Consider the following 22154-nt stretch of genomic DNA (forward strand, 5'->3'; position numbering starts at 1 on the left):
GCGGGCATACTCGATCGCGTTGTGCCGCAGGGCCGTCCGGGTGAGTGCCCGGAGACACCGGTCCGGGGTTGTGTCGAAGGGAGTCCGGACCGGTGGGGTTGCGGAATCCGGTCGTGCTGGCCGGAGTCGTCGGAGTCGGAGCACCGGTCCTGGCGGCGGGGGTGGTCGCGGCACTCACCATCGATCCCGGCGGCAACGGCCTCGACACGGGAGCCCACACCACCGCCCGCGCGCAGAGCTCCGCACCCACGACTCCGAGCGCCACCCCCGCACCGTCACCCGGAAATCTTGTGGTCGAGGTGGATCCGGTTGGCTTCCAACCCGATTCGATCAACTTCATCTCCGAGGACGAGGGCTGGGTGCTGGGCCGCACCTATCCGTGCAGCGGCGAACCCTGCCGGGAGCTGCGCCACACCACCGACGGCGGGCGCACCTGGCAGCAGGAGCCGCTCCCGGCCCCGCTGCGGACCGCCGCTCACAACGACGGCTGGATCAAGTTCGCCGACTCCCGCAACGGCTGGATCCGCGCCGGGGGGCTGATGTTCTCCACTCACGACGGTGGAACAACCTGGCATCAGGTCGATCTCGACATCAACGCGGTAATGGACTGGTGGACGATCTCGTTCTCCGAGGACAGCGCCTACGTCGCCGCCACGCAGCCGGGTGAGAAGGTGGTGCTGTTCTCCAGTCCCCTCGGCAGTGACTCGTGGAGCGAGACCACCGATCTGCCTGTCGCGATGGGCGGCGGACCCGATCCCTCGGCCGAGGTCAGCGTCGTCGGCAACCGGGCCTGGCTGGTGGTCACCAACCGCACCAAGACCGGGGCCCGGCTCGTCAACGGTGCCTGGTCGCCGTGGCAGTTGCCCTGCGGCGGAAACGGACCCGCCGACTGGCACGCCCTCACCGAGAAGCGGGTCGTGGCATTGTGCGGCCGCCCCGGGCCCGGCACCAACGACACCACGACCACACACCTGATGACCTCCCTCGACGGCGGCGTCAGCTTTACCGAGACCGGACAGCTCTCACCCACCCTGTCCGCCACTGCCAACCTGTTTCCCGCCGACCCGACGCATCTGGTCGCCGCGGTCGACGAACATCTCCTGACCTCGGCCGATGGCGGCGAAACCTGGACCACCGCCTACACCGCACCCGGCAAGGACTGGGCGGCGCGGTCGGGCGATTTCGTTTCCGCGACAACCGGATTCGTGATCATCGAGCAGGCCGGACCCAAGCACTCGCCCAGCGTCATGCTCACCACCAAGGACGCGGGCCGCACTTGGACGCCGGTCAGCTTCGGCTGATCACCGGCGTGCGGTGGCACGCGCGTAGTTCCAGCCCTGCCACGGATCGCGTTCCAGCCGAGCGCGAATGACATCGGCGATGGCGGCGCGCTGCGGGTCGGGCAGCCCGTCGACCACCAGCAGCGCGTCGGCCGACAGGGTGCTCAGATAGCTCGTGTCCAGTCTCTTGCCCGCCTGCCACCGGTCGATATTGCGTTCGGCGATCAACCGTTCCGGGTTCAACACCGCCAACCCGAGCAGTGTCACCGCCGCCGCCCCGATCGCCGCGCGCGGCACCCAGCCGCGCCGCAACGAGATCAGGCTCGCCAGCACCAGCAGATACACCAGCGCGATCCAGCCCTCGAACACCTCCACCAGCAGCCGCAGCACCGTGAACCCGTAGGCCTGCTGATAGGTCCACATGCGATGCAGCGCCGAGGCGACGATCAGCAGGGTCAATCCGCACACCACCGCGATCGCACCGCGCAGCCAACGCCGTTCACTCGCCGCTTCCTGCCGCGCGTACCGCAGCACCCCCGCGATCACCGCCAGCGTCAGCATGCTCACGATCGACAGCTGCCAGAACCCGCTGCGCGCATACTCCGCATAGGTCAACCCGGCCGTGCGCTGCACATACCCGTCGCCGCCGAACAACACCGCCACCTGGGTGGCCACGAACGCCGCGAACACGACCGTCAACGCCCCCACCGGAATTCCCCACTCCACCGGCGAGAACCGCCGAATCCCCAACCAGCCCAACCGATCAGCGCTCTCGGCACCGGAGCCCCCTGCGCTCCGGTCCTTCCCCTCGGCCGCGGCGGCAGGCGGCGGCGCGGCCAGCAGGTACAGCATCCCGGCGGTCCCGAGCCCGACCACCACGAACACGAGCCCCCACCGCACCACCGCGGGCACATCGATACTCGGCACCAGCCCGTTCACCATCCCCGCGAACACCGCATCGGCCCCCGCCAGCAACGGCACCACCACCACGAGCAGCGCCGCGGCCACCGCCACCGACCACCACACCCGCTGCGACCCCACCGTCGCGCGCCCCCGGGTCTCGCGCGCCGCGCGAAACAGCCACGGCAACGACGTCATCCCCGCGAACGGCACCGACAGCACGTCGAACCACAACCCGTACACCGACCGCGGCACCACCGCCAGCGACCCGGCCACCATCGCCCCCACCACACACACCCCGAACAGCCACGGCGCATCCCGCACCGCCCCGACCCCCAGCAAGGCCAGCGCGAGCACCGTCCACGAAATCCGTTCCCACCCGGCACGATTCGGCCACCTGCGGATCGCTCCGGTGACCGACTCCGTGCCGGTGACCTCGACCCGCTGCCCGGCGGATTCCTCAGCACCGGGCGCGTCCACCGTCGCGGACGAATCCGCAGCCGAGCGCCGATCCCGCGTGCCGTGCCCGGTCACACCGAGACCGCCGCGCCGAATGGCTCCGGCCCCAACCGAACTCGCCGCGAGGCCCTCACCTGCCACCGCGTCCGGCCCGGGACCCCTCGACCCGGGCCGATCCGCGCGTGTCGTCGCCTGCGCGCCGACACTGTTCCGCCCAGCTGCTCGGCGAGCGGCGCGATCGACCCCGTACACCGTGCCCGCGACGGCCAGACCCGCGAGCAGCCAGCCCACCCCCGGCCGATCCACGGGAACGAGGATCGCCCCGGCCAGGCCGGCAGCGCCCACCGCGGCGAGCAGGCCGCCGGGCAGTGGAGCCCGCACAGAGCGCGGGGGAATCCGCTGCGGCGGAACATGATTCAGGAGCGAGGCGAGGTTCGCCGGAGCCGCCGGGTCCGGGGTCGGCCCGAATGGTGGTGCGGGCCACGCCGGCGGGCCCACCTCGATGTCGGGTTCGGCGGCCGCGGGCTGCGGTGCGGGCGGCACGGAATCGCCGGACACCGGGGCGGGATCGGGTGTGGCGGGTGGGTTTTCGGGCATGGCGGAGCCTCCGATGGGTGTGCGGGACCGTCCCGGGAGCGCGGGGCGCTGCGGGTGACGGGGTTGATGGGTGTCAGAGGGTGGGCAGGGTGACCCGGATGCGGGAGCCCGGATCGGCGACGGCGATGGTGCCGCCGTGCAGGTCGACGATCCAGCGGGCGATGGCCAGGCCCAGGCCGGTGCCGCCGCCGGTGGCGCGGCCGCCGCGGGTGAAGCGTTCGAAGACGCGGGCGCGTTCGGCGACCGGGATGCCGGGGCCGTCGTCGGAGACCTCGAGCACGGTCGCGGCGCGCTCGGCGTGCGCGTGCAGGCGGACCTCGCCGTGGGCGGGGCCGTGGCGGGTGGCGTTGTCGAGGAGGTTGAGCAGCACCTGGTGCAGGCGGGCGCGGTCGGCGTACACGGTCAGATCGGGGGTGGCCACGGCGATGGAGAAGCGGACCGGGCGGTCGATCGCGGCGGCCATCACCTCGGCTTCGGCGACAACCTCCTTCAGCAGCGGCTCCACCAGCAGCGGTTCCCGGTCCAGTGCCACCGCACCGGCCTCCACGCTCGACAGCGCCAGCAGCTCCGATACCAGCAGGCTCAGCCGCTCGGTCTGGGCGAGCGCGGTCCGCAGCGTCGCCGGATCGGGCTGCGACACCCCGTCGACGAGGTTCTCGAGCACCGCCCCCAATGCCGTGATGGGCGTGCGCAATTCGTGCGAGACATTCGCGATGAACTCGCGCCGTTGCTGATCGGCGGCGGCCAGGTCGGCGGCCATCTGGTTGAACGCCTCCGCCAGCTGCCCCACCTCATCGCGGGAGGTGGCCCGTACCCGCCGCGAATAGTCGCCCTGGGCCATGTGTTTGGCGGCGGCGGTCATCTCCCGCAGCGGCAGCGTCATCCCGTGCGCGAGCACCTGCGACAGGATCAACGCCAGCAGCGTGGCCGCGATGGCGGTCTTGGGCGGCAGCCAGCCGATACGCAGTGCGAAGAACCCGAACGCCACCGCACCCGACCCCACCATGAGGATGGCCAGCTTCATCTTGATCGAGGGCACCCGGTCCAGCGGCCGCGGCATCCACGCCACCACCCGATTCCCGGTCTCCCGCAAGGATTCTCCGATGCTCACCGCTGCCCCTCCCCGCGCCCGTCCCCCGCTTCGGCCTCTCGCCCCGAGGCCGTGTCGCGGATCCACTCGCCCAACGGCCACGGCCGCAGGCGGCTCGGATGCGCGCACACGGCCCATCGCGGGGCCCGTTCGCCGCTCATCGTGTCTCCAGGGCGTAGCCGACACCGTGGACGGTGCGGATCAGATCCGCGCCGAGCTTGCGGCGCAACGCCTTGATATGACTATCGACCGCGCGGGTGCCCGACGCATCGGCCCACCCCCACACCTCGCTGAGTAGTCGCTCCCGCGCCAGCACGGTGCGCGGACGGCGCGCCAGATGCACCAGCAACTCGAACTCCAAGGGGGTGAGCTGGGTTTCGTCCTCACCCCGCCACACGCGACGCTGATCGGTGTCGATGCGCAGATCCCCGACACAGATGGTCGCCGCCGGAGCCGCGGTCCGCTCCACCCGCCGCAGCAGGGCATGCACCCGCGCGGTGAGCACCCGCATCGAGAACGGCTTGGTCAAGTAATCGTCCGCGCCGACACCGAGCCCGACGAGCATGTCGGTCTCATCGGTGCGGGCGGTGAGCATGAGCACCGGCACCGGCCGCCGCGCCTGGATGCGACGGCACACCTCCAGGCCGTCGAACCCGGGCAGCATCACATCCAGCACCACCAGATCCGGGTCACCGGCGGCCTCGGATTCGACCGCGGCGGGCCCGTCGTGGGCGAGGTCGACCGCGTACCCCTCGGCGCGCAGCCGCGCGGCAATGGATTCGGCGATGGTCGGCTCGTCCTCGACCACCAGGATCCGGCGCGGGCTCCTCGGACTGGTTTCCATGCAGCTGACCTTAAGCAACCGCCGTGGAGAAGGTTCGCCACGATTGTGAAGATCTCGTGGAGACGCCGGTCATACCACCTGGAAGCATCATCCACGACAGCGCGTCGTAGCATATCCGGGTGCGCTCATCGACGGATCACACCGCGCGCCTGCGCGGCGCTGCCGTCGGCGCGTCCTCGGGCGCGGTGGCCATCCTCGCGCACGGCTTCGGCGGTGGCGCGACCCTGCCCGACGGTTCCTCGCTGGCGCTGCTGTTCGCCGCGTGCACGCTGATCGGGGTCGTGGTGGCCTCGCTGCGCCCGCGCTACGGGCTGGCCGGGACCATGGCCATGCTGGCCGCGGGACAGTCGATCGGGCATGCGGCGCTGTCGATGTCGCCGGGCCATCACCATCACAGCTCCTCCCCGGCCATGCTGCTGGCGCACCTGATCGCGATCCCGGTGGGCGCGTTGGTGATTCGCGCCGCCGAGGCGGGCATGCGCCGCGCCGTCACCAGTGTGCGGCGATTCATCCTGGCGCTGGCCTCGATTCCGCAGCCGCCCGCACGGCCGGTCCGCTCCCGCGCGGCCGATGATCGCGCCGAGGTCTCCCGTCTGCTGGTCAGTCCCGGTATCGGACGCCGCGGCCCACCCGTGCCCGCCGCACCGTTCTTCTCTTTCGCTCCGGCCTAGTACCGCGACCCGCGCCGATCCCTCGTGGTCGGCCGTGCCCTGCGCACAACGGGTTTCGTCGTGTCCCGGTCCGGAGTGCTTCCCTCCCTCTGACACCCGGAGACCTCCCATGTCCCAGATGCCCCGCTGCCACACCTTCCGCCTGCGCACCGGCGGATTCGCGCGCCGCCTCGGCGCCGCGGCCGCCATCACCACCCTCGCCCTGCTGCCGGTGGCCTGCTCCTCCTCCCAGACCGCCTCGGATGCCTCGGCCAAGGCCGCCGACTCGGTCACCATGTCCGATCAGTGGATCAAGGCCGCCGATTCGGGCATGTCCGCCGCCTTCGGCACCATCGAGAACAAATCCGACAAGCCGGTCAACATGGTCGCGGCGTCGAGCCCGGCCTCGGCGACGGTGGAACTGCACGAGGTCGTGGCCGACGGCACCGGCGACAAGACCATGCGCCCCAAGGCCGGCGGCTTCGTCATCCCCGCCCACGGCAGCATCACGTTGAAGCCCGGCGGCGAACACCTCATGTTCATGGGGTTGAAGGCCCCGCTGCGCACCGGCGCGGAAACCCCCATCACCTTCACCTTCGCCGACGGCTCCACCACCACCGTCACCGCCCAGGTGCGTGACTTCGCCGGCGGCAAGGAGAACTACCAGCCCTCCGGCGACAACGCCGCCCACGGTGGCTGACCAGGAAAAGGCGCACCCCGCCCGCCTGTCCCGGCGGCGACTGCTCGGCGGCTCGGCCGCCGTCGCGGGCGCGGCCGGGGCGGCCGGGCTCGGCTGGGGTGCGGCCACACTCACCCACCGCGAACACGACCGCGACCAAGGCCTGGACACCGTCGAGTTCTACGGCCGCCACCAGGCGGGCATCGCCACCGAACCGCCCTTGCACGCGACGTTCGTCGGCTTCGACCTGCTGCCCGGCGTGGGACGCGAGGACATCATCGGGCTGCTCAAGATCTGGACCGACGACGCGTCGCGACTCACCCAGGGCCGCCCCGCCCTGGCCGACACCGAACCGGAACTGGCCGTACGCCCGGCCCGGCTCACCGTCACCGTCGGATTCGGGCCGCAGTTGTTCACCGTCGCCCAGCTCGAGGATCAGCGCCCGCACTGGCTGAAACCGTTGCCGCCCTTCAGCATCGACAAACTCGACGCCGCCTGGTGCGGCGGCGATCTGGTGCTGCAGATCTGCGCGGACGAGGCCACCACGGTCTCGCACGCCGTGCGCGTGCTATCCAAGCACGTGAAATCGCTGGTCGCGGTGAAATGGGTGCAGCGCGGATTCCGCAATGCCGCCAAGGGCCAGACCATGCGCAACCTCATGGGCTCGGTCGACGGCACCGTCAACATCGCCCCGGACACACCGGATTTCGATCGCCTGGTGTGGGACGACGGCGGCTACCGGCCGTGGCTGGCCGGGGGCACCTCGATGGTGTTGCGGCGCATCGCCATGGTCCTCGAGACCTGGGACGAGCTCGACGCCGACGGGCGCGCCATCACCATCGGCCGCACCGTCGACACCGGCGCACCCCTGTCGGGCACAAGGGAATTCGACGATCCCGACTTCGCGGCCGTGGACTCCTACGGCATCCCGAAGATCCCGCCGTCCTCCCACATCGCCCGCGCCCACCACGCCCACGACGGGGAACGATTCCTGCGCCGCGGCTACAACTACGACGACGCGCCCGCCCCCGGGCACGTCTCCAACTCGGGCCTGCTGTTCGCGTCCTTCCAACGCGACATCGACGCCCAATACCTGCCGGTCCAGCAGCGACTGGCCGAATTCGACGCCCTGAACCAGTGGACGACCCCGATCGGGTCGGCGGTCTTCGCCATCCCGCCCGGCGTCCCCGGCCCCGGTGGCTACCTCGGCCAGCAGCTGTTCGAAAACGCTGCGGCACAACGCTGATCGCATCCGGCCGGACCGTGTGCACGCACGGTCCGGCCGGGGCGAGCGCCGCTGCGGCGCGATGCTCTAGGTTTGCTCACATGAGCGTGCTGCGATCGATTCTGCTGTTCGGACTGGCCGCTGTCGCCGAGATCGGCGGCGCCTGGCTCATCTGGCAGGGCGTGCGCGAACACCGCGGCTGGGCGTGGATGGGCGCCGGAGTGGTCGCGCTCGGGTGCTACGGGTTCGTCGCGACCCTGCAGCCCGACGCCAACTTCGGGCGCATCCTCGCCGCCTACGGAGGCGTGTTCGTGGCGGGATCACTGCTGTGGGGCATGGTCCTCGACGGCTTCCGGCCCGACCGCTGGGATGTCACCGGCGCACTGGTATGCCTGCTCGGTGTCGCGCTCATCATGTACGCGCCACGCGGAGCGTGAGACACGCGGGATTGATCCACGTGAAACCGACTGCGACCGAACTGCATTCACGCATTCGATGCAGAATTGCAGAGCGCGAAACAACCGCCTCCACGCGCCGCTCAGCGAGCGGATGACACTCAGCGCGGCGAACCGATCAACCCGTCGACGAGCGTGCGGGCCAGCGGCAGCGCGCTCTCATCACCCATCCGCGACGCCGTATTGGCCGCGGCGATGATCGCGTCGAGCTGGAACGCCACCGCGTGCGCATCCAGACCCGGCATGTAGCCCTGCTCCTGAGCGCGCCCGATCTCCTTCTCCAGCACCGCGAACCAATCGGCACGGTCGGCAGCGAGGGCATCACGCACCGGACCCGGGCGCGAATCGAATTCGGGGACACTGGCACCGCGGAAGCAGCCGCCCGGCAGCATGGGCGCGGCGATGTACTCGAACCAGTGCTCGATGATCGACCGCAGCCGCGCGATGCCGCGTTCTTCGCTGTAGGCGGGGCGAATCACGGTGTCGATGAACATCTCTCGCGCCGAGGCCACCGCGGCGAGTTGCAGCTTCTCCTTGGTGCCGAACAGCGTCGCCACCCCGGATTTGCTCACCCCCAGATCCCCGGCCAGCCGCCCGAGACTCAATCCCGTCAGCCCTTCGACCGAGGCCACCTCGGCGGCGTGGCGGGCGATCGTCGCCCGGGCGCGCGCCCCCTTGAGTAGCCGTTGATCGGAAATCTCCTGCTCGGAGTCCTGCACCGGTTCATCCACCTTTCCATCTTCGCACCAACTGTTGCATAACCGCACGATCGGTCGTACTTTTCAACAATACGAACGATCGTGCGTACAGATTTGATCCCGTCTCGACAACCCGTTCCGTGGAGAGCCTCGCGATGACCGACCTCACGCACCACCAACCCGCACCTCCGAATCCCTCACCACCCGCCGACAACCATCAGCCCGACACCGAAACCATCTCCGGCGCAACCGGATCCACCACCGCGCGACGCGCTCTGCTGGTCGCCTCCGGCGCGGCATTCATGAGCTTCCTCGACCTGTCGGTGGTCAACATCGCCTTCCCGGCCATCACCCGCGACTACCCCGGCACCGCCCCCACCACCCTCACCTGGGTCGTCAGCGGCTACGCCGTCGCCTTCGCCGCCCTGCTCACTCCCGCCGGGCAACTGGCCGACGCGCTCGGCCGCGGACGCGTATTCCTCACCGCCCTGGCCGGATTCGCGCTCACCTCCCTACTGTGCGCACTCGCCCCCGGCGCGGACTGGCTCATCGCGGGCCGTTTCCTCCAGGGCGGCACCGCGGCCTTCCTGATCCCCGCCGGACTGGGCCTGGTCCTGAGCGTCACCCCGCCCGCACGCATCGGTGTCGCCACGGCGGCCTGGACCGCGGCGGGCGGATTCGCCGCCACCGTCGGCCCGGCCGTGGGCGGCGCGCTGGTCGACTGGTTCGGCTGGCGGTCGGTGTTCCTCATCAACGTTCCCATCGCCGCACTGCTGCTCGCGGCCGGTCTCCAGCTCACGCGTGGCGATCAGCGCCATCCGCACGGACTGCCCGATCTGCTCGGCACCGCGGCCACCGGCCTCGGCATCGGCGCGGTCGTCGCCGCCGTCACCCAGGGCCAGCAATGGGGATGGGGCGACTGGCGCACCCTGGCCTGCGGTCTGGGCGGGCTGGCGCTACTGGCGCTGGCGCTGTGGCGGTCCCACAGCCACCCGCGTCCGGCCATCGCGGTCGGCTTGTGGCGCAGCCATTCCTACGCGCTGGTCAACGCGGTCGCGTTCGTGTTCGGCGTGACCATGTTCGCCTGGCTATTGGCCGGACCCCTGTGGCTCGATGCCGTCTGGCACTACTCGGTCCTGGAGTCGGCGGGAGCCATGACCGTCGGCGCGGTCGCCTCCATGGTCACCGCTGTCCTCGCCGGCCGCGCGCCCGTGTCGTGGCAGCGCTGGCTCGGAGTGCTGGGCGCGCTGATGTTCGCCGCCTCCACCCTCTACATGAGCACCGATATCTGGGACGCCACCCCCGCGCTGTGGAAGGCGTGGATACCGGCCGGGATCCTCGGCGGCGGCGGCATCGGCCTGCTGATCACCGTGCTCGGCACCACCGCCGCGAGATCGCTTCCGCCGCAACGGTTCGCCGCGGGGGTCGGCATGAATCTGACCGCCCGCCAATCCGGCGGCGCACTGGGTGTCGCGGTACTGGCCGCCGTCTTCGCCGCTCACCCCGCCCAGCCGCTGACCGCCTTCCACACCCTGTTCGCGATCTGCGCCGCGATCGCCGTCCTCGCGGCCGTTCTCACCGCCGTGCCCGTCCGAGCCCAGGAGCCCACCGCATGAGCGACCGCACCGAAGCCACCGACCCCTTCACCCTCTCCGACGCCGCCGCGACCGCCCTGCTGCGCGATGTGCCCTGGCGACGCTTCGCCGTCATCGGCGACTCCACCGCCGAAGGCACCGGCGACCCGTGGCCCGGCTACGAAACCCTGCCGTGGGCAGACCGATTGGCGCGCTGGCTCGCCGCCGCGCACCCGGGCACCGACTACCTCAACACCGGGAAGATGGGCGCCGTCCTGGCCGACGTGCACACCCGGCAGCTGCCCGTGCTCGAGGCGTTCGCCCCGGATCTGGTCCACATCAGCTGCGGCGGCAACGATCTGTTCCTGCGCGACGCCACCCTGGCCGACGTCGAGGCCGCCCTCGACGAGCTGTGCGCGCGGGTCGCCGCGACCGGTGCGCGCCTGTCGCTGTTCACCCTCGCCGATTCCTTCACCGGCCGCATGGCCCCGCTGCGCCCGCGCTTCGCCGAATTCGCCGAGGCCGTGCGCCGCGTCGCGCACCGCCACGACGCCATCCTCACCGAATTCTGGGACCACCCCGCACGACTCAGAACCGATTGGCTCTCGGCCGATCTCATCCACCTCACCATGGCCGGGCACGCCGTGGTCGCCGCCGAACTCGCCAAGACCCTGGGCCGCCACACCGCCCGCGAACTTCCGCCCGAGCTGGTGCGCCGCCCCTGAAACGCCGAATGCCGCACAGCGTGACCTCAGGCACACTGTGCGGCATCGTCTTTCGTGAAGAAGATCCGCTATGTCGCTGTCGGGCTTATCGTCCCGTCACTTCCACAAGGCCGCGACCAAGACGTTCAGGATTGCCAGCCCGCCGGCCGCATCGCACATCCAGGCGACTTCCTTGCCGCGCTTGGCATCCGCACGCCCCATCTCCGCGAACGCCGCGACCAGCACCGCGATCACCAATTTCACGATCATCTTCGCCATGTTCGGGTCCTTGCCCAGCGAATCGATCGACTCGGCCATGCCCAGCAACACCACACCGGTGATGATCTGGGTCCGCGCACCCCACACCATGAGTTCCGACACTCGCGGCCGGGAGGCGACATACCCGCCGACCACCGCCGCCATACCGAGCAGATGAGCCGTCACCACGAGGTTGTAGACGAAGGTCATGACTGCACACGGTAATCGATCACACCCCGAAAAACGACAGTCGGTAGTACAAACCGGATTTCGCGTCGTCCAGACCGGTCCCCACGGGTTTCACCCCGCTACCGGCCGGGTAGTCCTCTCCCAATGGCTCTCCGCGGTGTCCGGTGGAGAGTCTCGCGTCGTGGGCAGCGTGGCCAGCTAGGAGAATACGGTGGCGGTTGTACTCGTGCTGCGAGCACGCGGGCTCGGTGATCTCCTCACCGCTGTCCCCGCGTTGCGCGCGCTGCGCCGGGCCCGGCCCGACGACCACATCGCGCTCGCCGCACCCCACCGCCTGAAACCGATCGTCGACCTCATCGCCTGCGTCGATGAGATGGTGCCCGTCAGCGATCCCGTCGGATTACGCTGGGACGGCGAACAACCCGCGCTCGCGGTCAACCTGCACGGCGCGGGCACCGAGGGCATCGTCGAACTGGCCCGCACCCGGCCCGAACGCATCCTCACCTACCGCAACCCGGCCTTCCCGGACCTGCCCGGCCCCGACTGGCAGCCCGAGATGCACGATGTGGACCGGTGGTGTCATCTGCTCGAATTCGACGGCATCGCCGCCGACCGCCGCAATCTGGGCCTGGTGCCGCCGGTGGCCGTCACCAGCCACCGCAACGCGGTGGTCGTGCACCTCGGCGCGGGCGCACCCGCCCGCCGCTGGCCCCCCGACCGGTTCGCGGCCGTCGTCCGTCATCTGCTCGTCCAGGGGCGCGAAGTCGTGCTGACCGGTGACGAACCCGATCGCGAGTCCGCGCTCGGCGTCGCCGCCCGCGCGGGACTCTCACCGGCGCGAGTCCTCGCGGGTCAGCAGAATCTCATCGAACTGGCCGCCACCGTCGCCGAGTCCGATCTCGTCATCTGCGGCGACACCGGGGTCGCGCACCTGGCCACCGCCTTCGGCACCCGCACCGTGCTGCTGTTCGGCCCCAACCCGCCCAGCCGCAGCGGCCCGCCCCCGCACCTGCTCGGCCGCCACGCCGTGCTGTGGGCCGGACAGACCGGCGACCCGGACGCCGACGGCATCGACGCCGGACTGCTGAAAATCGGTGTGCCCGAAGTCATCAACGCCGTCGACAAGCAATTACGCAAACGCCCCTGGCCCGGCACCAACCTCGACCGCCGCGCCCAGCAGGCCTACCGCCGCGTCGGCTGAGCTTCGCCCCGCAAGCATGCGGGGCGAAACCCCGGCTTACGGGACCCGGTCATGCCCTCGGGGGCGAGGGGGTAACGTCAGCCACAGCCGGACACGACCCACGGCCCCGCCGCGAAGGCGGGCGGGTCGGGTATCGGCCCTCGATCGCAGGCATCAGGCGTTCGGTCGGGGCTACCCGCAAGGAGCCGCCATGACCGCCGCCCGCAGCAACCCCGTCGACTACCCGCCGGTCGCCTTCGCCGACGTCCGCGCCGCCGAGAAGGCCGCCCACCTCGAGCGCAACGCGCTCGCCGCCAAAACGGTCGCCGTTCATGCCCGTGACGCCGAGGAATGCAGTGCGCTGCTGGCCATGCTCGGCCTGGATCTTTCCGAATTGAAGTAAGGCGACGCGCCGCGAAATCCAGCCCTGATTCCACTTACGCATCGAAGTGTGACAGGATGTTGGGCGAGCACGAGTCATTGATGTGATCGCTCGGCTCACAACAAGGAGTTAAGACAAAGTATGTCGCAAGGCAGTGTGAAGTGGTTTAACGGCGAAAAGGGCTTCGGATTCATCGCCCAGGACGGCGGCGGTCCGGACGTTTTCGTCCATTACTCCGAGATCGCAGGCTCCGGCTTCAAGTCCCTCGATGAGGGCCAGCGCGTCGAGTTCGAGATCGGGCAGGGCCAGAAGGGCCCGCAGGCCCAGAACGTCCGCGCCATCTAAGTCGCAGACAGCATCAAACCCGCGCCCTGTGGCGCGGGTTTCGTGCGTTTCAGGGCAGTTTTTCAGGACGCCGCGTCGCGTGCCCGGCGTTCGGCGCGATGCGCCAGCGCGTCGAGGATGCGCTGCCAGGCCGGAGAGGCCTCCGAAATCCGGGCCGCGACCAATCGCCTGGTTCCGGGGCGCGCCTGGCGCGCGTGCGCGATTTCCCAGGCGTCCAGTTCGTCGATGAGCCGTTCCAGGCGCGGGTCGTCCGGGTCCCAGTCGACTGCCCGGTCCGACGCGAGCATGAGGCGCAGGGTTTCGGGGTCGTCGAGTTCGGTGTTCTTTTCCCGGATTCGCTCCGGCATCGAATCCGGATCCAGGGCCCGCAGCAGGATCCACGAATCGCGTTCGAGCCGCACCCGCTGCTCACCGATGCCCATTGCGCGCATCCGGGTCAGGATCGCGACCACCGCGGGCGGCAGCACGAGACTTTCACCACCAGCCAATTCGGCGATCCGCGCCCGGTATTCGGCAAGCTGGTCGATCCTGCGCTGGAGTTCGGCGTCGAGATCGGTGAGGGCGGCCTCGAATTCGGGCGGTTGGGCGTGCAGCAGTGCGTCGATGCGAGCGAGCGGGACACCGGCGTCGGCGAGGGTGCGGATGCGGATCAGGTCCACCGCCGCCTGCGCGCGATAGCGGCGGTAGCCCGAGGCGTCGCGCTCGGGCTCGGGCAGCAGGCCGATCTGGTGGTAGTGGCGGACGGTGCGCACGCTCACCCCGGCGGTCGCCGCGAGCTGGCCGATCGTGAGCACCGATTCACCTTCGATCATTCGACTGGGTCGCTGCCAGTCTATGGGCGGGCCGCGCGGTCGACGACGTCGCGGATCGCCGCGACCACGGCATCGGGGCGGTCGAAGCACAGGCGGTGGTGGAAGGTGTCGGTCAGCACGCGCTGTTCGCCGTGTGACACCGAATCCGCCAGAGCCGCATCCATTCTCGTCTTCGCCTCGTGCAGCTCGCGATGGTCCGGGTCGTCGCCGGTCACGGTCAGCGCGATCACCGGGACATCCGGGATGGCAGGTCCGGTGCGCAGTTCGGCGGCCAGCGGGATCAGGGTGCGGCGTTCGGCCACACCGGTGCGCAGCCACTCCTCGGTCAGCTTCGCCTCGAGCAGGGCCTCGCGCAGGTGGGGCGGATAGGTGGCGAGCAGCTCGGCGTGGATGTCGTGCAGGGCCGGGCGCATGCGCGCGAGCTCCTCGGGGTCGGGTCCCATGTGTTCGGTCGCGGCCAGGCTTGCCCGCGGCGGCACGAACTCGTCCCAGTCGCGGTGCAGGCCGTCGAGCCACACCAATCCCGCCACGTCGGCGGGGAACAGTTGCGTGAAGCGGTGCGCGTACAGCCCGCCCAGCGAGTGCGCCGCGAGAACGTAAGGGGCGGGGATGTTCTCGGCATCCAACAGCGCGCGCAGTTCGGTGGCGACCTCGGTGGCGGTGCGCGGCAGTGCCATCGGGTCGCTGTAGCCGGTGCCGCCGCGGTCGTAGAGCACGGCGGTGGTGAACTGCGAAACGCCTTGCTGCACACCGTAATAGTCCAGGCCGACCGCGCTCGCTCCGGGCAGGAACACCACGGCCGGGCCGCCGCGGCCCGCGCGGTTCACGAACACGCGGCGGTCGTCGATCATCTGGAATCCGCCGATCGGCGGCGTCAGGCGGGCCGGGGCGGTGCTGTCATTGCTCATGCGGCAAGCCTGCAACCCTGACGTAGCGTCAGGGTCAAGTATTCCGTTGTGTCGCACTGAGGATCAGCGCGGTCATCACCAGCGCGATGCCGCCCAGCTCGGCGACCGAGGGGCGCTGGGCCAGGGCGATGGCGCCGATGACGGCTGCGGTCGCCGGGAGCAGCGCCAAGAGCAGGGCGAAGCGGGCGCGGCCGACCGTGCGCAGCACCACCTGGTCGAGGCCGTAAGGGACCGCGCTGGACAGCACGCCCACCCCGACACCCAGCAGCCAGGTGCGCGGATCGGCGAAAACGGTTGCGTCCAGCACCAATTGGCTGGTCACCAGGATCGGGGCCAGCAGCGCGGCGGCCGCGGCCATCCCGACCGCGAGCGCGTCCAGGCCCGCACCCGCATCGGCCACGCGCTTGCCCACCAGGATGTAGCCCGCCCACAGCGCCGCCGCCAGCAACGCGAAACCGACACCGAGTCCTTGCGCGTCGGAGGAGACACCGGCCAGCAGGTATACGCCCACGACAACCAGGGCCACGGCCGCGAAGTCGCGGGCGCGCCGCGAACCGAGCGTGGCCACCGCGACCGGGCCGAGGAATTCGATGGCCACCGCCGTCCCCAGCGGGATGCGCGCGATCGCCTCGTAGAAGACGATATTCATGCCCAGGGTGACCGCACCGAACCCGGTCGCCACCAGCACCGTGCGCCGCGTCCAACTCCCCCGCCAGGGCCGCCGCCACAACACCAGGGCGATTCCCGCCGCCGCCGCGCGCAGCCACGCCACCGTCGCCGGTTCCACCGTGCCGAAGAGATAGACGCCGATCGCCGCGCCCACATATTGCGAGACACCACCCGCGATGAACACCAACGGCACCGACCAACCGGGCAGACCGGCCCGGCGCTCATCCTCGACTACGACCGACGTACCCACGCCGACACCGTATCTCGGCCCACCGACGCCTCAGGCCGGTGGCTGTTCCTCCCGGGCGGACGACAAGGCCGCGGAGTAGGCGGCCAACGCACTGGGCCAGAACTGTTCGAGATAGTCGCGGGCATCGGCCAGCCCGCGCGGATCCAGAGAATAGAGGCGCTTGTTTCCCGCGGGCCGCATCATCACCAGCCGGGCCTCGCGCAGCACCTTCAGATGCTGCGAGATAGCCGAACTGCTGACGCCGAGGGCCGTCGCGATCTCCCCGACCGACTTCGGACCCTGCGGCAGGGATTCGAAGACAGCGCGCCGGGTGTCGTCGGCGAGCGCACTCAACACCCGAACTCCGTTAGTGACCACTTAAATAGATTGCCCGCAGGACGATCATGGGGTCAACACACGGGCAACCCGCTTCGGCCAACGTCACCCAAGAATTACCCGCGTGTCGTTATCGCACCGTGACCTGATTCCTGGGCTTTTGTACCAATGTGACGGTCACTACTCCATTTCTGAACGGCAACTGAGACCTCGTACGTTCGATGCATGCCCGTAACCGTTCCGTTATCTCGACTGCGCGGAGCCGGCCGGTACCGAACGGCCGCCACCCGCACGATGGCCGTCACCGCACTCGTCGGTGCCTCGCTGGCCGCTCTGGCCGCCGCCGACCCGCACGACGCCGTCTCCCTCGCGGGCAACCCCGTCGCGAACGCCACCGAGAGCGACGCCCCGTTCACCGCCTTCACCCCGCCCGAGGCGCAGATGCCGCAGGTGGTGCCCCAGCAGGTGCTGGACTTCCTCAACGGCCTGCACGCCGAGCAGAACCGCCCAAAGACCATCCGGCCCTCCGACGGCCCGCTCAGCTCCGGATTCGGCATGCGCTGGGGTGCGATGCACGCCGGGATCGATTTCGCGGGTGCCTTCGGTTCCCCGATCCGCTCGGTCACCGACGGCACCGTCATCGAGGCGGGCCCGGCCTCGGGCTTCGGCCTGTGGGTGCGCGTGCTGCAGGACGACGGCACCATCGGCGTCTACGGCCACATGCAGGACATCCTGGTCCAGGTCGGCCAGCAGCTGCGCGCCGGCGACGTCCTCGCGACCGTCGGCAACCGCGGCTACTCCACCGGACCGCACCTGCACTACGAGGTGCACGCCGGTGAGGGCGCGCCCATCGACCCGCTGCCCTGGCTCGCCGGCCGCGGCATCGATGTCGGTATGCCCGTCGACTGAGAACCCCGCAAGCTTCTCTTCCAAGATCACAGACTCGCGCCGCCCGTTCCGGGCACCGATGAGGGGTGCACGGAACGGCTTGCGCGCCAATCGCGTTCGCGGTTGAAAGACACAGCCTCGGCTCATACCGCCGAGGCTGTTCTCATACCGGGGTACTACGCGCCGACCCCACCGTCGGGGGACGTGGCATGCGGATTCCCGCTCCTAGCGTCAGCGTCATGACCACGCTCGATCGCCCCAGGCTCGCGTCGCTCACCTTGCCCGCCCCCGACCGTCCCCTGCACCGGCCGCTGCTCGTCACCACCGCCGCCATGACCGCGCTGGCCGTGTTCTCCTTGTGCGCCATGGCATTCGACGACCGCATGCTGCTGGGTGAATCCGTCTGGCTCAAACCGCTCAAGTTCGCCATCGCCTTCACCCTCTACTGCGGCACCCTGGCCTGGCTGCTGGCGTTCCCGCACCGTGGGCAGCGGCTGACCTGGTGGATGGGCACCGTGTTCGCCGCGACGGCGGTGGTGGATGTCGGTTTCATCGTGGTGCAGGCCGCGCGCGGCACCTTCAGCCACTTCAACAATCAGCACGACGCGGTCAACACCATCGGCCAATGGGTGTTCATGACCGGTGTGCCGGGTTTGTTCCTGGCGAATCTGGTGATCGCGGTGGCCCTTTCGTGGCAGCGCGTCACCGACCGACCCACTTCGCTGGCGATCCGCGCGGGTTTGGGCATCGCGGTGTTCGGCATGGCGCTGGCCTACTCCATGGGTGGCAGCGGCAAGCAGCAGACCACCGACGCCTACGGCCACCCCGTCACCCTCGGCGCGGGCCACACCTTCATGCACGGCCAGCCCGAGGTCCGCGACGGTGTCGAGGGCATGCCGGTGACGCACTGGTCCACTGCGGGCGGCGATATGCGGATCGCCCATTTTGCGGGCCTGCACGGCATTCAGCTGCTCATCGTCGCCGCCATCGTGCTGACGCGCCTGGCTGCGCACGTGGGCTGGTTGCGCGCCGAAGCCACCCGCACCCGGCTGATCGGGGTGCTGGCGCTCGGCTACACCGGGCTGGTGGCGCTGCTGCTGTCGCAGGCGCTGCGCGGGCAGCCGGTGACCGCACCCGACGGTGAAACCCTCACCGCCCTCGGCCTTGTCGCCGCCGGCACCGCCGCGGGCATCGGACTGGTCTACGCCCTGAGCACCCGTGCCCGCGGCACCGCGCTCAGCGCAGCCGTTCGGCCTCACGGGTCAGCGCGACCAATGTCGCGGTGAGATCGGCGAGTTCGAGCATTTCGGCGCCCTCCGCGACGGCCGTGGCCACATCCTCGGCCGCGCAGCGGGCCGCGAACCACCGGTCCGACAGATCGGACACCTCCTGGGCACTGAGCACCACCGAGTCATCGGGAATGCCGGTGCCCTTCACGCTGTTTCGATGTTCGTACGCCCGCTGGCGACAGGATTGTCGGCAGTACCGCCGGCGGCGTCCGATCTCCGATTCGGCGATCTCCCGCCCGCACCACTGGCAGCAGGACAGCACGCGTCGAGACATGGTCCGGAACCTTAGCGCTTCCGGGCCGCGACCGGGCGTAAGGGCACGCCGCGGCACAGCGGTCGGGCGGACGAGTAGAATGGCGGGGTTCTCCTTACGGGAACCCACGCGTGCGCGTCTGCGTTGTAGTGACGTAGCGCAGATGCGAAAGACAATTTTTTGTAGAACATTGCCGACAGGCGAGAAGGGACCGCACTCATGGCAGATCGCGTACTCCGGGGGTCTCGGCTCGGAGCGGTGAGCTACGAGACCGACCGCGACCACGACTTGGCCCCGCGTCGGATGGCGCGATACCGCACCGACAATGGCGAGGAATTCGACGTTCCCTTCGCCGATGACGCGGAGATCCCGCCGACCTGGCTGTGCCGCAACGGTCAGGAGGGCATCCTGCTCGAGGGCACCACGCAGGAGCCCAAGAAGGTCAAGCCGCCGCGCACCCACTGGGACATGCTGCTCGAGCGTCGCAGCAAGGAGGAGCTCGAGGAGCTGCTCCAGGAGCGCATGGAGCTGATCAAGAACCGTCGCCGCGGCTGAGCCACAGCCGGACACGACCGAACGGGTCCCCCGCACCGAATCCGGTGCGGGGGACCTGTTTTTCGTCCGGGCTAGGGCTGCACGGTGACCGGGACCGCCGCGCTGCCGAGACTGGTCAGCGTGCCGGGCAGCTCCAGGGTCACGGTGATGGCGGAGGTCCCGGCGGTGTAGGTCACCTGCGGGTCCTGCGCGAGCCGGACCTGCATCCGATAGGCCGCGGTCTGGCCGGGTGCGAGGGTGATCGACGGGACGACAGGCTGCGTGAGGTAGTCCATTCCGGTCCCCTCGCGCACGAATGTGACCGGCTTCCAGGTGTTGCCGCTCGCGTCGAACAACTCCATCGAGCCTTTGGGGCTCAGCTTCGCACCGCCCGGCGCGCACGAGCAGTGCCCCATCGAGGCGACGATGCCCACCGTCTGCGCGGACGCGGCAGCGACGGGATTGCTCAGAGTGAAGTCGAACCCGACCGCGTCACCGCCGAGGGTGAGCACGTTCGAGCCTGGCACGTTCAATGTGATGGTCACACCGCCGCCCGATCCGGTGCCGTGCTGCCCGGTCGCCGGTGCGGTGGTGGTGCTCGTCGGCGCCGGGCTCGTCGCGCCCTGATCGCATCCGGACAGCAGCGCGGCCGCGGCCGCACAACTCGCGACCGCGATCAGACGTCTCGATGTGTTGATGGCATCCCCCCTGCATCCGGGCCACCGGGGCCCACCGACCGGTCGATCGGTTATCGCCCGGCGAGCCGAATCCTGTTAATCCGCGGGCACACCGGTCAGTGGCTCGCAACCTTCCGGTATTGCAGCAGGGCGACCGGGACCGCGATGGCGAGGATCGCCAGCGAGCAGTAGATCGAGTACTCGACGCAGTGCTCGGCGGGCCAGCCGGTGGCGGGTTTGAAGATGGGCGGGGAGCCGTTGTCGAACAGCTTGCGTCCGGCCGCCGAGACCGCGGTGATCGGATTCCATTCGGCGATGGTCCGCAGCGGACCGGGCAGGGTCTCGCCGGAGATGAACGCCGAGGAGATGAAGGTGAGCGGGAAAAGCCAGATGAGCCCGGCACTTTGGGCCACCTCGACGCTCGGCGACATGAGCCCGGTGATCGCGCCGACCCACGACATGGCGAAGGCGAACAGCAGGATGACCCCGAACGCCAGCACGGCGTCCATGATCGCGCCGTTGATCCGCCAGCCCACCACGTAGCCGCAGGCGACCATGACGGCCAGCGCCAGGATATTGACCACCAGGTCCGACAGGGTGCGGCCCATGAGCACCGCCAGCCGCGACATGGGCAGCGTGCGCATCCGGTCGATGATGCCCTTGTGCAGGTCGTTGGCCAGCCCGACGGTGGTGAACGCGGCGTTGAAAGCCACTGTCTGGGTGAAGATTCCGGCGAGCAGGAACTCCCGATACTGGCTGCCGCCGAGTGAGGCCCCGAAGATGTAGGCGAACAGGAACACGAACATCAGCGGCTGGATGGTGGCGGTCACCAGCAGGGTGGGCACGCGCAGGATGGTCAGCAGATTGCGGTAGGCGACGATGGCGCTGTCGCGCACCACCCGGGGTAGCAGGATGGCGGGTCCGGTGGCGCGGTGGCGGCCGTGCACGTCCGCCGGGGCGGCGGCGGGTGGTGCGGCGGGCTCGGCGGGGAGTGTCGTCACGACAGGATCTCCTCTTGAACGGGCTCGGGCGTGGGGGCGGTGGCCTTGCGGTCGGCGGATCTGCCGGTGAGGGAGAGGAATACGTCGTCGAGGCTGGGCCGGTGCACGGTGGCGTCGACCACGCACACGCCCGCGTCGTCGAGGCGGCGCAGCGCCTCGACCATGGTGCGGGTGCCGTCGCCGACCACGACGGTGAGTTCGTCGGCGCCGGAATCGGTTTCGGGTTCCCCGATGCCCACCTGGGCCAGTATTCGCCGGGCGGGGGCGGGATCCTGTCCGGCGGCGAGGGTGACGGTGAGCTTGTCGCCGCCGATGGAGGTCTTGAGTTCGTCGGCCGATCCGCGGGCGATGACCCGGCCGCGGTCGATGACGGTGATGCGGTCGGCGAGGAGGTCGGCCTCCTCGAGGTACTGGGTGGTGAGCAGCACGGTGGTGCCGTCGTCGACGAGTTCGCCGATGACGCGCCACATATCGAGGCGCCCGCGCGGGTCCAGTCCGGTGGTCGGCTCGTCGAGCACGACCACCGGGGGTCTGCACACCAGCGCGCCCGCGAGGTCCAGGCGCCGCGCCATACCGCCGGAGTAGGTGCCGGCCCGGCGCCCGGCCGCGTGGTCGAGGCCGAGCACGGTGAGCAGTTCGTCGGCGCGCTCGGCCGCGCGCTTGTGGGTCATGCCGTACAGCCGCGCCACCATCCGCAGGTTCTCGAACCCGGACAGGTTGGCGTCGATGGCCGCGTACTGCCCGGACAGGCCCAGCCGGGTGCGGGCGCGCGCCGGATTCTTCAGCACGTCCACACCCGCGACCCGCACGGTGCCCTTGGTCGGGCGTAGCAAGGTGGTGACGATGCGGACCGTGGTGGTCTTGCCCGCGCCATTGGGCCCGAGCAACCCCATCACCGTGCCCGACGGAATCTCCAGATCGATGCCGTCGAGCACCCGCACCTTGCCGTAATACTTCACCAGCCCTTGAACTTCCACCGCGAGACTCATGCTGGATCCTTTCGGGCATGAGCGGAGCGCTCCGTGGTTACGCTCCGCTGCCTCCTCCGC

General features: G+C 70.0%; 26 protein-coding genes. 13 read left to right on the top strand and 13 right to left on the bottom strand.

Annotation, left to right across the window (positions count from 1 at the left end):
- The first annotated feature begins 92 nt into the window (after positions 1 to 92).
- Positions 93 to 1301 (top strand): hypothetical protein, encoded by a 1209-nt coding sequence (locus tag ON43_RS30650; protein ID WP_040813151.1) that lies wholly within the window; start codon positions 93 to 95, stop codon positions 1299 to 1301.
- Here the strand turns inward: ON43_RS30650 and ON43_RS46445 are convergent, their stop codons facing one another.
- The 3 genes from ON43_RS46445 to ON43_RS30670 all read right to left on the bottom strand — a co-directional run bounded on the left by ON43_RS46445 (position 1302) and on the right by ON43_RS30670 (position 5170).
- Positions 1302 to 3236, bottom strand: a complete 1935-nt coding sequence (locus ON43_RS46445; RefSeq protein ID WP_245568817.1) for a DUF4153 domain-containing protein — start codon at positions 3234 to 3236, stop codon at positions 1302 to 1304.
- Positions 3237 to 3309: 73 nt separating this feature from the next.
- Entirely contained in the window at positions 3310 to 4296 is a 987-nt protein-coding gene (locus ON43_RS30665; RefSeq protein ID WP_051179464.1) for a HAMP domain-containing sensor histidine kinase, read from the bottom strand.
- Positions 4297 to 4483: 187 nt separating this feature from the next.
- Positions 4484 to 5170: a response regulator gene (locus ON43_RS30670; RefSeq protein ID WP_086008058.1), complete on the bottom strand. Its 687-nt coding sequence runs from the start codon at positions 5168 to 5170 to the stop codon at positions 4484 to 4486.
- Positions 5171 to 5289: 119 nt separating this feature from the next.
- Here ON43_RS30670 and ON43_RS30675 point away from each other — a divergent pair, with 119 nt between their 5' ends.
- From ON43_RS30675 to ON43_RS30690, 4 genes are all read left to right on the top strand, one after another.
- Entirely contained in the window at positions 5290 to 5841 is a 552-nt protein-coding gene (locus tag ON43_RS30675; RefSeq protein ID WP_245568818.1) for a hypothetical protein, read from the top strand.
- A 118-nt stretch (positions 5842 to 5959) separates the two neighbouring features.
- Entirely contained in the window at positions 5960 to 6520 is a 561-nt protein-coding gene (locus tag ON43_RS30680) for a copper chaperone PCu(A)C (RefSeq protein WP_040813185.1), read from the top strand.
- On the top strand, positions 6513 to 7745 hold the full coding sequence (locus ON43_RS30685) for a Dyp-type peroxidase (RefSeq protein WP_040813153.1): 1233 nt from the start codon (positions 6513 to 6515) through the stop codon (positions 7743 to 7745). Before ON43_RS30680 ends, ON43_RS30685 begins: the two co-directional genes overlap by 8 nt.
- A gap of 80 nt (positions 7746 to 7825) precedes the next feature.
- The gene (locus ON43_RS30690) at positions 7826 to 8161 is read left to right on the top strand and encodes a YnfA family protein (RefSeq protein ID WP_040813154.1); all 336 of its coding nucleotides are present in this window, start codon (positions 7826 to 7828) and stop codon (positions 8159 to 8161) included.
- A 119-nt stretch (positions 8162 to 8280) separates the two neighbouring features.
- Here ON43_RS30690 and ON43_RS30695 read toward each other — a convergent pair whose 3' ends face one another.
- Positions 8281 to 8910, bottom strand: coding sequence for a TetR/AcrR family transcriptional regulator (locus tag ON43_RS30695; RefSeq protein WP_245568820.1), 630 nt, complete (start codon positions 8908 to 8910; stop codon positions 8281 to 8283).
- A 122-nt stretch (positions 8911 to 9032) separates the two neighbouring features.
- Between ON43_RS30695 and ON43_RS30700 the strand changes: the two genes are divergently transcribed.
- Positions 9033 to 10493: an MFS transporter gene (locus ON43_RS30700; protein ID WP_040813187.1), complete on the top strand. Its 1461-nt coding sequence runs from the start codon at positions 9033 to 9035 to the stop codon at positions 10491 to 10493.
- A complete protein-coding gene (locus ON43_RS30705; RefSeq protein ID WP_040813155.1) occupies positions 10490 to 11176 on the top strand; it encodes an SGNH/GDSL hydrolase family protein in 687 nt (228 codons plus the stop codon). Before ON43_RS30700 ends, ON43_RS30705 begins: the two co-directional genes overlap by 4 nt.
- A 96-nt stretch (positions 11177 to 11272) precedes the next feature.
- Here the strand turns inward: ON43_RS30705 and ON43_RS30710 are convergent, their stop codons facing one another.
- The gene (locus tag ON43_RS30710) at positions 11273 to 11623 is read right to left on the bottom strand and encodes a hypothetical protein (protein WP_040813156.1); all 351 of its coding nucleotides are present in this window, start codon (positions 11621 to 11623) and stop codon (positions 11273 to 11275) included.
- Positions 11624 to 11813: 190 nt separating this feature from the next.
- Here ON43_RS30710 and ON43_RS30715 point away from each other — a divergent pair, with 190 nt between their 5' ends.
- The 3 genes from ON43_RS30715 to ON43_RS30725 all read left to right on the top strand — a co-directional run bounded on the left by ON43_RS30715 (position 11814) and on the right by ON43_RS30725 (position 13509).
- Positions 11814 to 12803 (top strand): glycosyltransferase family 9 protein, encoded by a 990-nt coding sequence (locus tag ON43_RS30715; RefSeq protein WP_040813157.1) that lies wholly within the window; start codon positions 11814 to 11816, stop codon positions 12801 to 12803.
- 190 nt (positions 12804 to 12993) lie between these two features.
- Positions 12994 to 13185, top strand: a complete 192-nt coding sequence (locus ON43_RS30720; RefSeq protein WP_040813158.1) for a hypothetical protein — start codon at positions 12994 to 12996, stop codon at positions 13183 to 13185.
- Between the two features lie 120 nt (positions 13186 to 13305).
- Positions 13306 to 13509, top strand: a complete 204-nt coding sequence (locus ON43_RS30725; RefSeq protein ID WP_040813159.1) for a cold-shock protein — start codon at positions 13306 to 13308, stop codon at positions 13507 to 13509.
- Positions 13510 to 13571: 62 nt separating this feature from the next.
- Here ON43_RS30725 and ON43_RS30730 read toward each other — a convergent pair whose 3' ends face one another.
- From ON43_RS30730 to ON43_RS30745, 4 genes are read right to left on the bottom strand one after another with little or no spacing between them, the layout of a single operon-like run.
- Positions 13572 to 14303, bottom strand: a complete 732-nt coding sequence (locus ON43_RS30730) for a MerR family transcriptional regulator (RefSeq protein ID WP_040813188.1) — start codon at positions 14301 to 14303, stop codon at positions 13572 to 13574.
- 38 nt (positions 14304 to 14341) lie between these two features.
- Positions 14342 to 15229 carry an alpha/beta fold hydrolase gene (locus ON43_RS30735; protein WP_040813160.1) on the bottom strand — a complete coding sequence of 296 codons (888 nt, stop codon included), beginning with the start codon at positions 15227 to 15229 and terminating at the stop codon, positions 14342 to 14344.
- Between the two features lie 34 nt (positions 15230 to 15263).
- Positions 15264 to 16148, bottom strand: a complete 885-nt coding sequence (locus tag ON43_RS30740; protein ID WP_051179460.1) for an EamA family transporter — start codon at positions 16146 to 16148, stop codon at positions 15264 to 15266.
- Positions 16149 to 16178: 30 nt separating this feature from the next.
- Complete coding sequence (locus ON43_RS30745) at positions 16179 to 16505, bottom strand: ArsR/SmtB family transcription factor (protein WP_040813161.1); 327 nt, start codon at positions 16503 to 16505, stop codon at positions 16179 to 16181.
- 183 nt (positions 16506 to 16688) lie between these two features.
- On the opposite strand from ON43_RS30745, the gene ON43_RS30750 reads away from it, so the two are divergent.
- Positions 16689 to 17372 (top strand): M23 family metallopeptidase, encoded by a 684-nt coding sequence (locus ON43_RS30750; protein ID WP_040813162.1) that lies wholly within the window; start codon positions 16689 to 16691, stop codon positions 17370 to 17372.
- A gap of 218 nt (positions 17373 to 17590) precedes the next feature.
- Complete coding sequence (locus tag ON43_RS30755) at positions 17591 to 18637, top strand: hypothetical protein (protein WP_051179461.1); 1047 nt, start codon at positions 17591 to 17593, stop codon at positions 18635 to 18637.
- Here the strand turns inward: ON43_RS30755 and ON43_RS30760 are convergent.
- Positions 18588 to 18914, bottom strand: a complete 327-nt coding sequence (locus ON43_RS30760) for a hypothetical protein (RefSeq protein ID WP_040813163.1) — start codon at positions 18912 to 18914, stop codon at positions 18588 to 18590. The genes ON43_RS30755 and ON43_RS30760 overlap by 50 nt on opposite strands.
- A gap of 198 nt (positions 18915 to 19112) precedes the next feature.
- On the opposite strand from ON43_RS30760, the gene ON43_RS30765 reads away from it, so the two are divergent.
- Entirely contained in the window at positions 19113 to 19448 is a 336-nt protein-coding gene (locus tag ON43_RS30765; RefSeq protein WP_040813164.1) for an RNA polymerase-binding protein RbpA, read from the top strand.
- 71 nt (positions 19449 to 19519) lie between these two features.
- Here ON43_RS30765 and ON43_RS30770 read toward each other — a convergent pair whose 3' ends face one another.
- From ON43_RS30770 to ON43_RS30780, 3 genes are all read right to left on the bottom strand, one after another.
- Positions 19520 to 19954 (bottom strand): hypothetical protein, encoded by a 435-nt coding sequence (locus ON43_RS30770; protein WP_157514245.1) that lies wholly within the window; start codon positions 19952 to 19954, stop codon positions 19520 to 19522.
- A gap of 266 nt (positions 19955 to 20220) precedes the next feature.
- Positions 20221 to 21105, bottom strand: coding sequence for an ABC transporter permease (locus tag ON43_RS30775; RefSeq protein ID WP_373283503.1), 885 nt, complete (start codon positions 21103 to 21105; stop codon positions 20221 to 20223).
- The gene (locus tag ON43_RS30780) at positions 21102 to 22094 is read right to left on the bottom strand and encodes a daunorubicin resistance protein DrrA family ABC transporter ATP-binding protein (RefSeq protein WP_040813166.1); all 993 of its coding nucleotides are present in this window, start codon (positions 22092 to 22094) and stop codon (positions 21102 to 21104) included. The genes ON43_RS30775 and ON43_RS30780 overlap by 4 nt, the downstream gene beginning before the upstream one ends.
- Positions 22095 to 22154: the final 60 nt, after the last annotated feature.

Source organism: Nocardia concava NBRC 100430, assembly GCF_000308815.1.
Classification (GTDB): Bacteria; Actinomycetota; Actinomycetes; order Mycobacteriales; family Mycobacteriaceae; genus Nocardia; species Nocardia concava.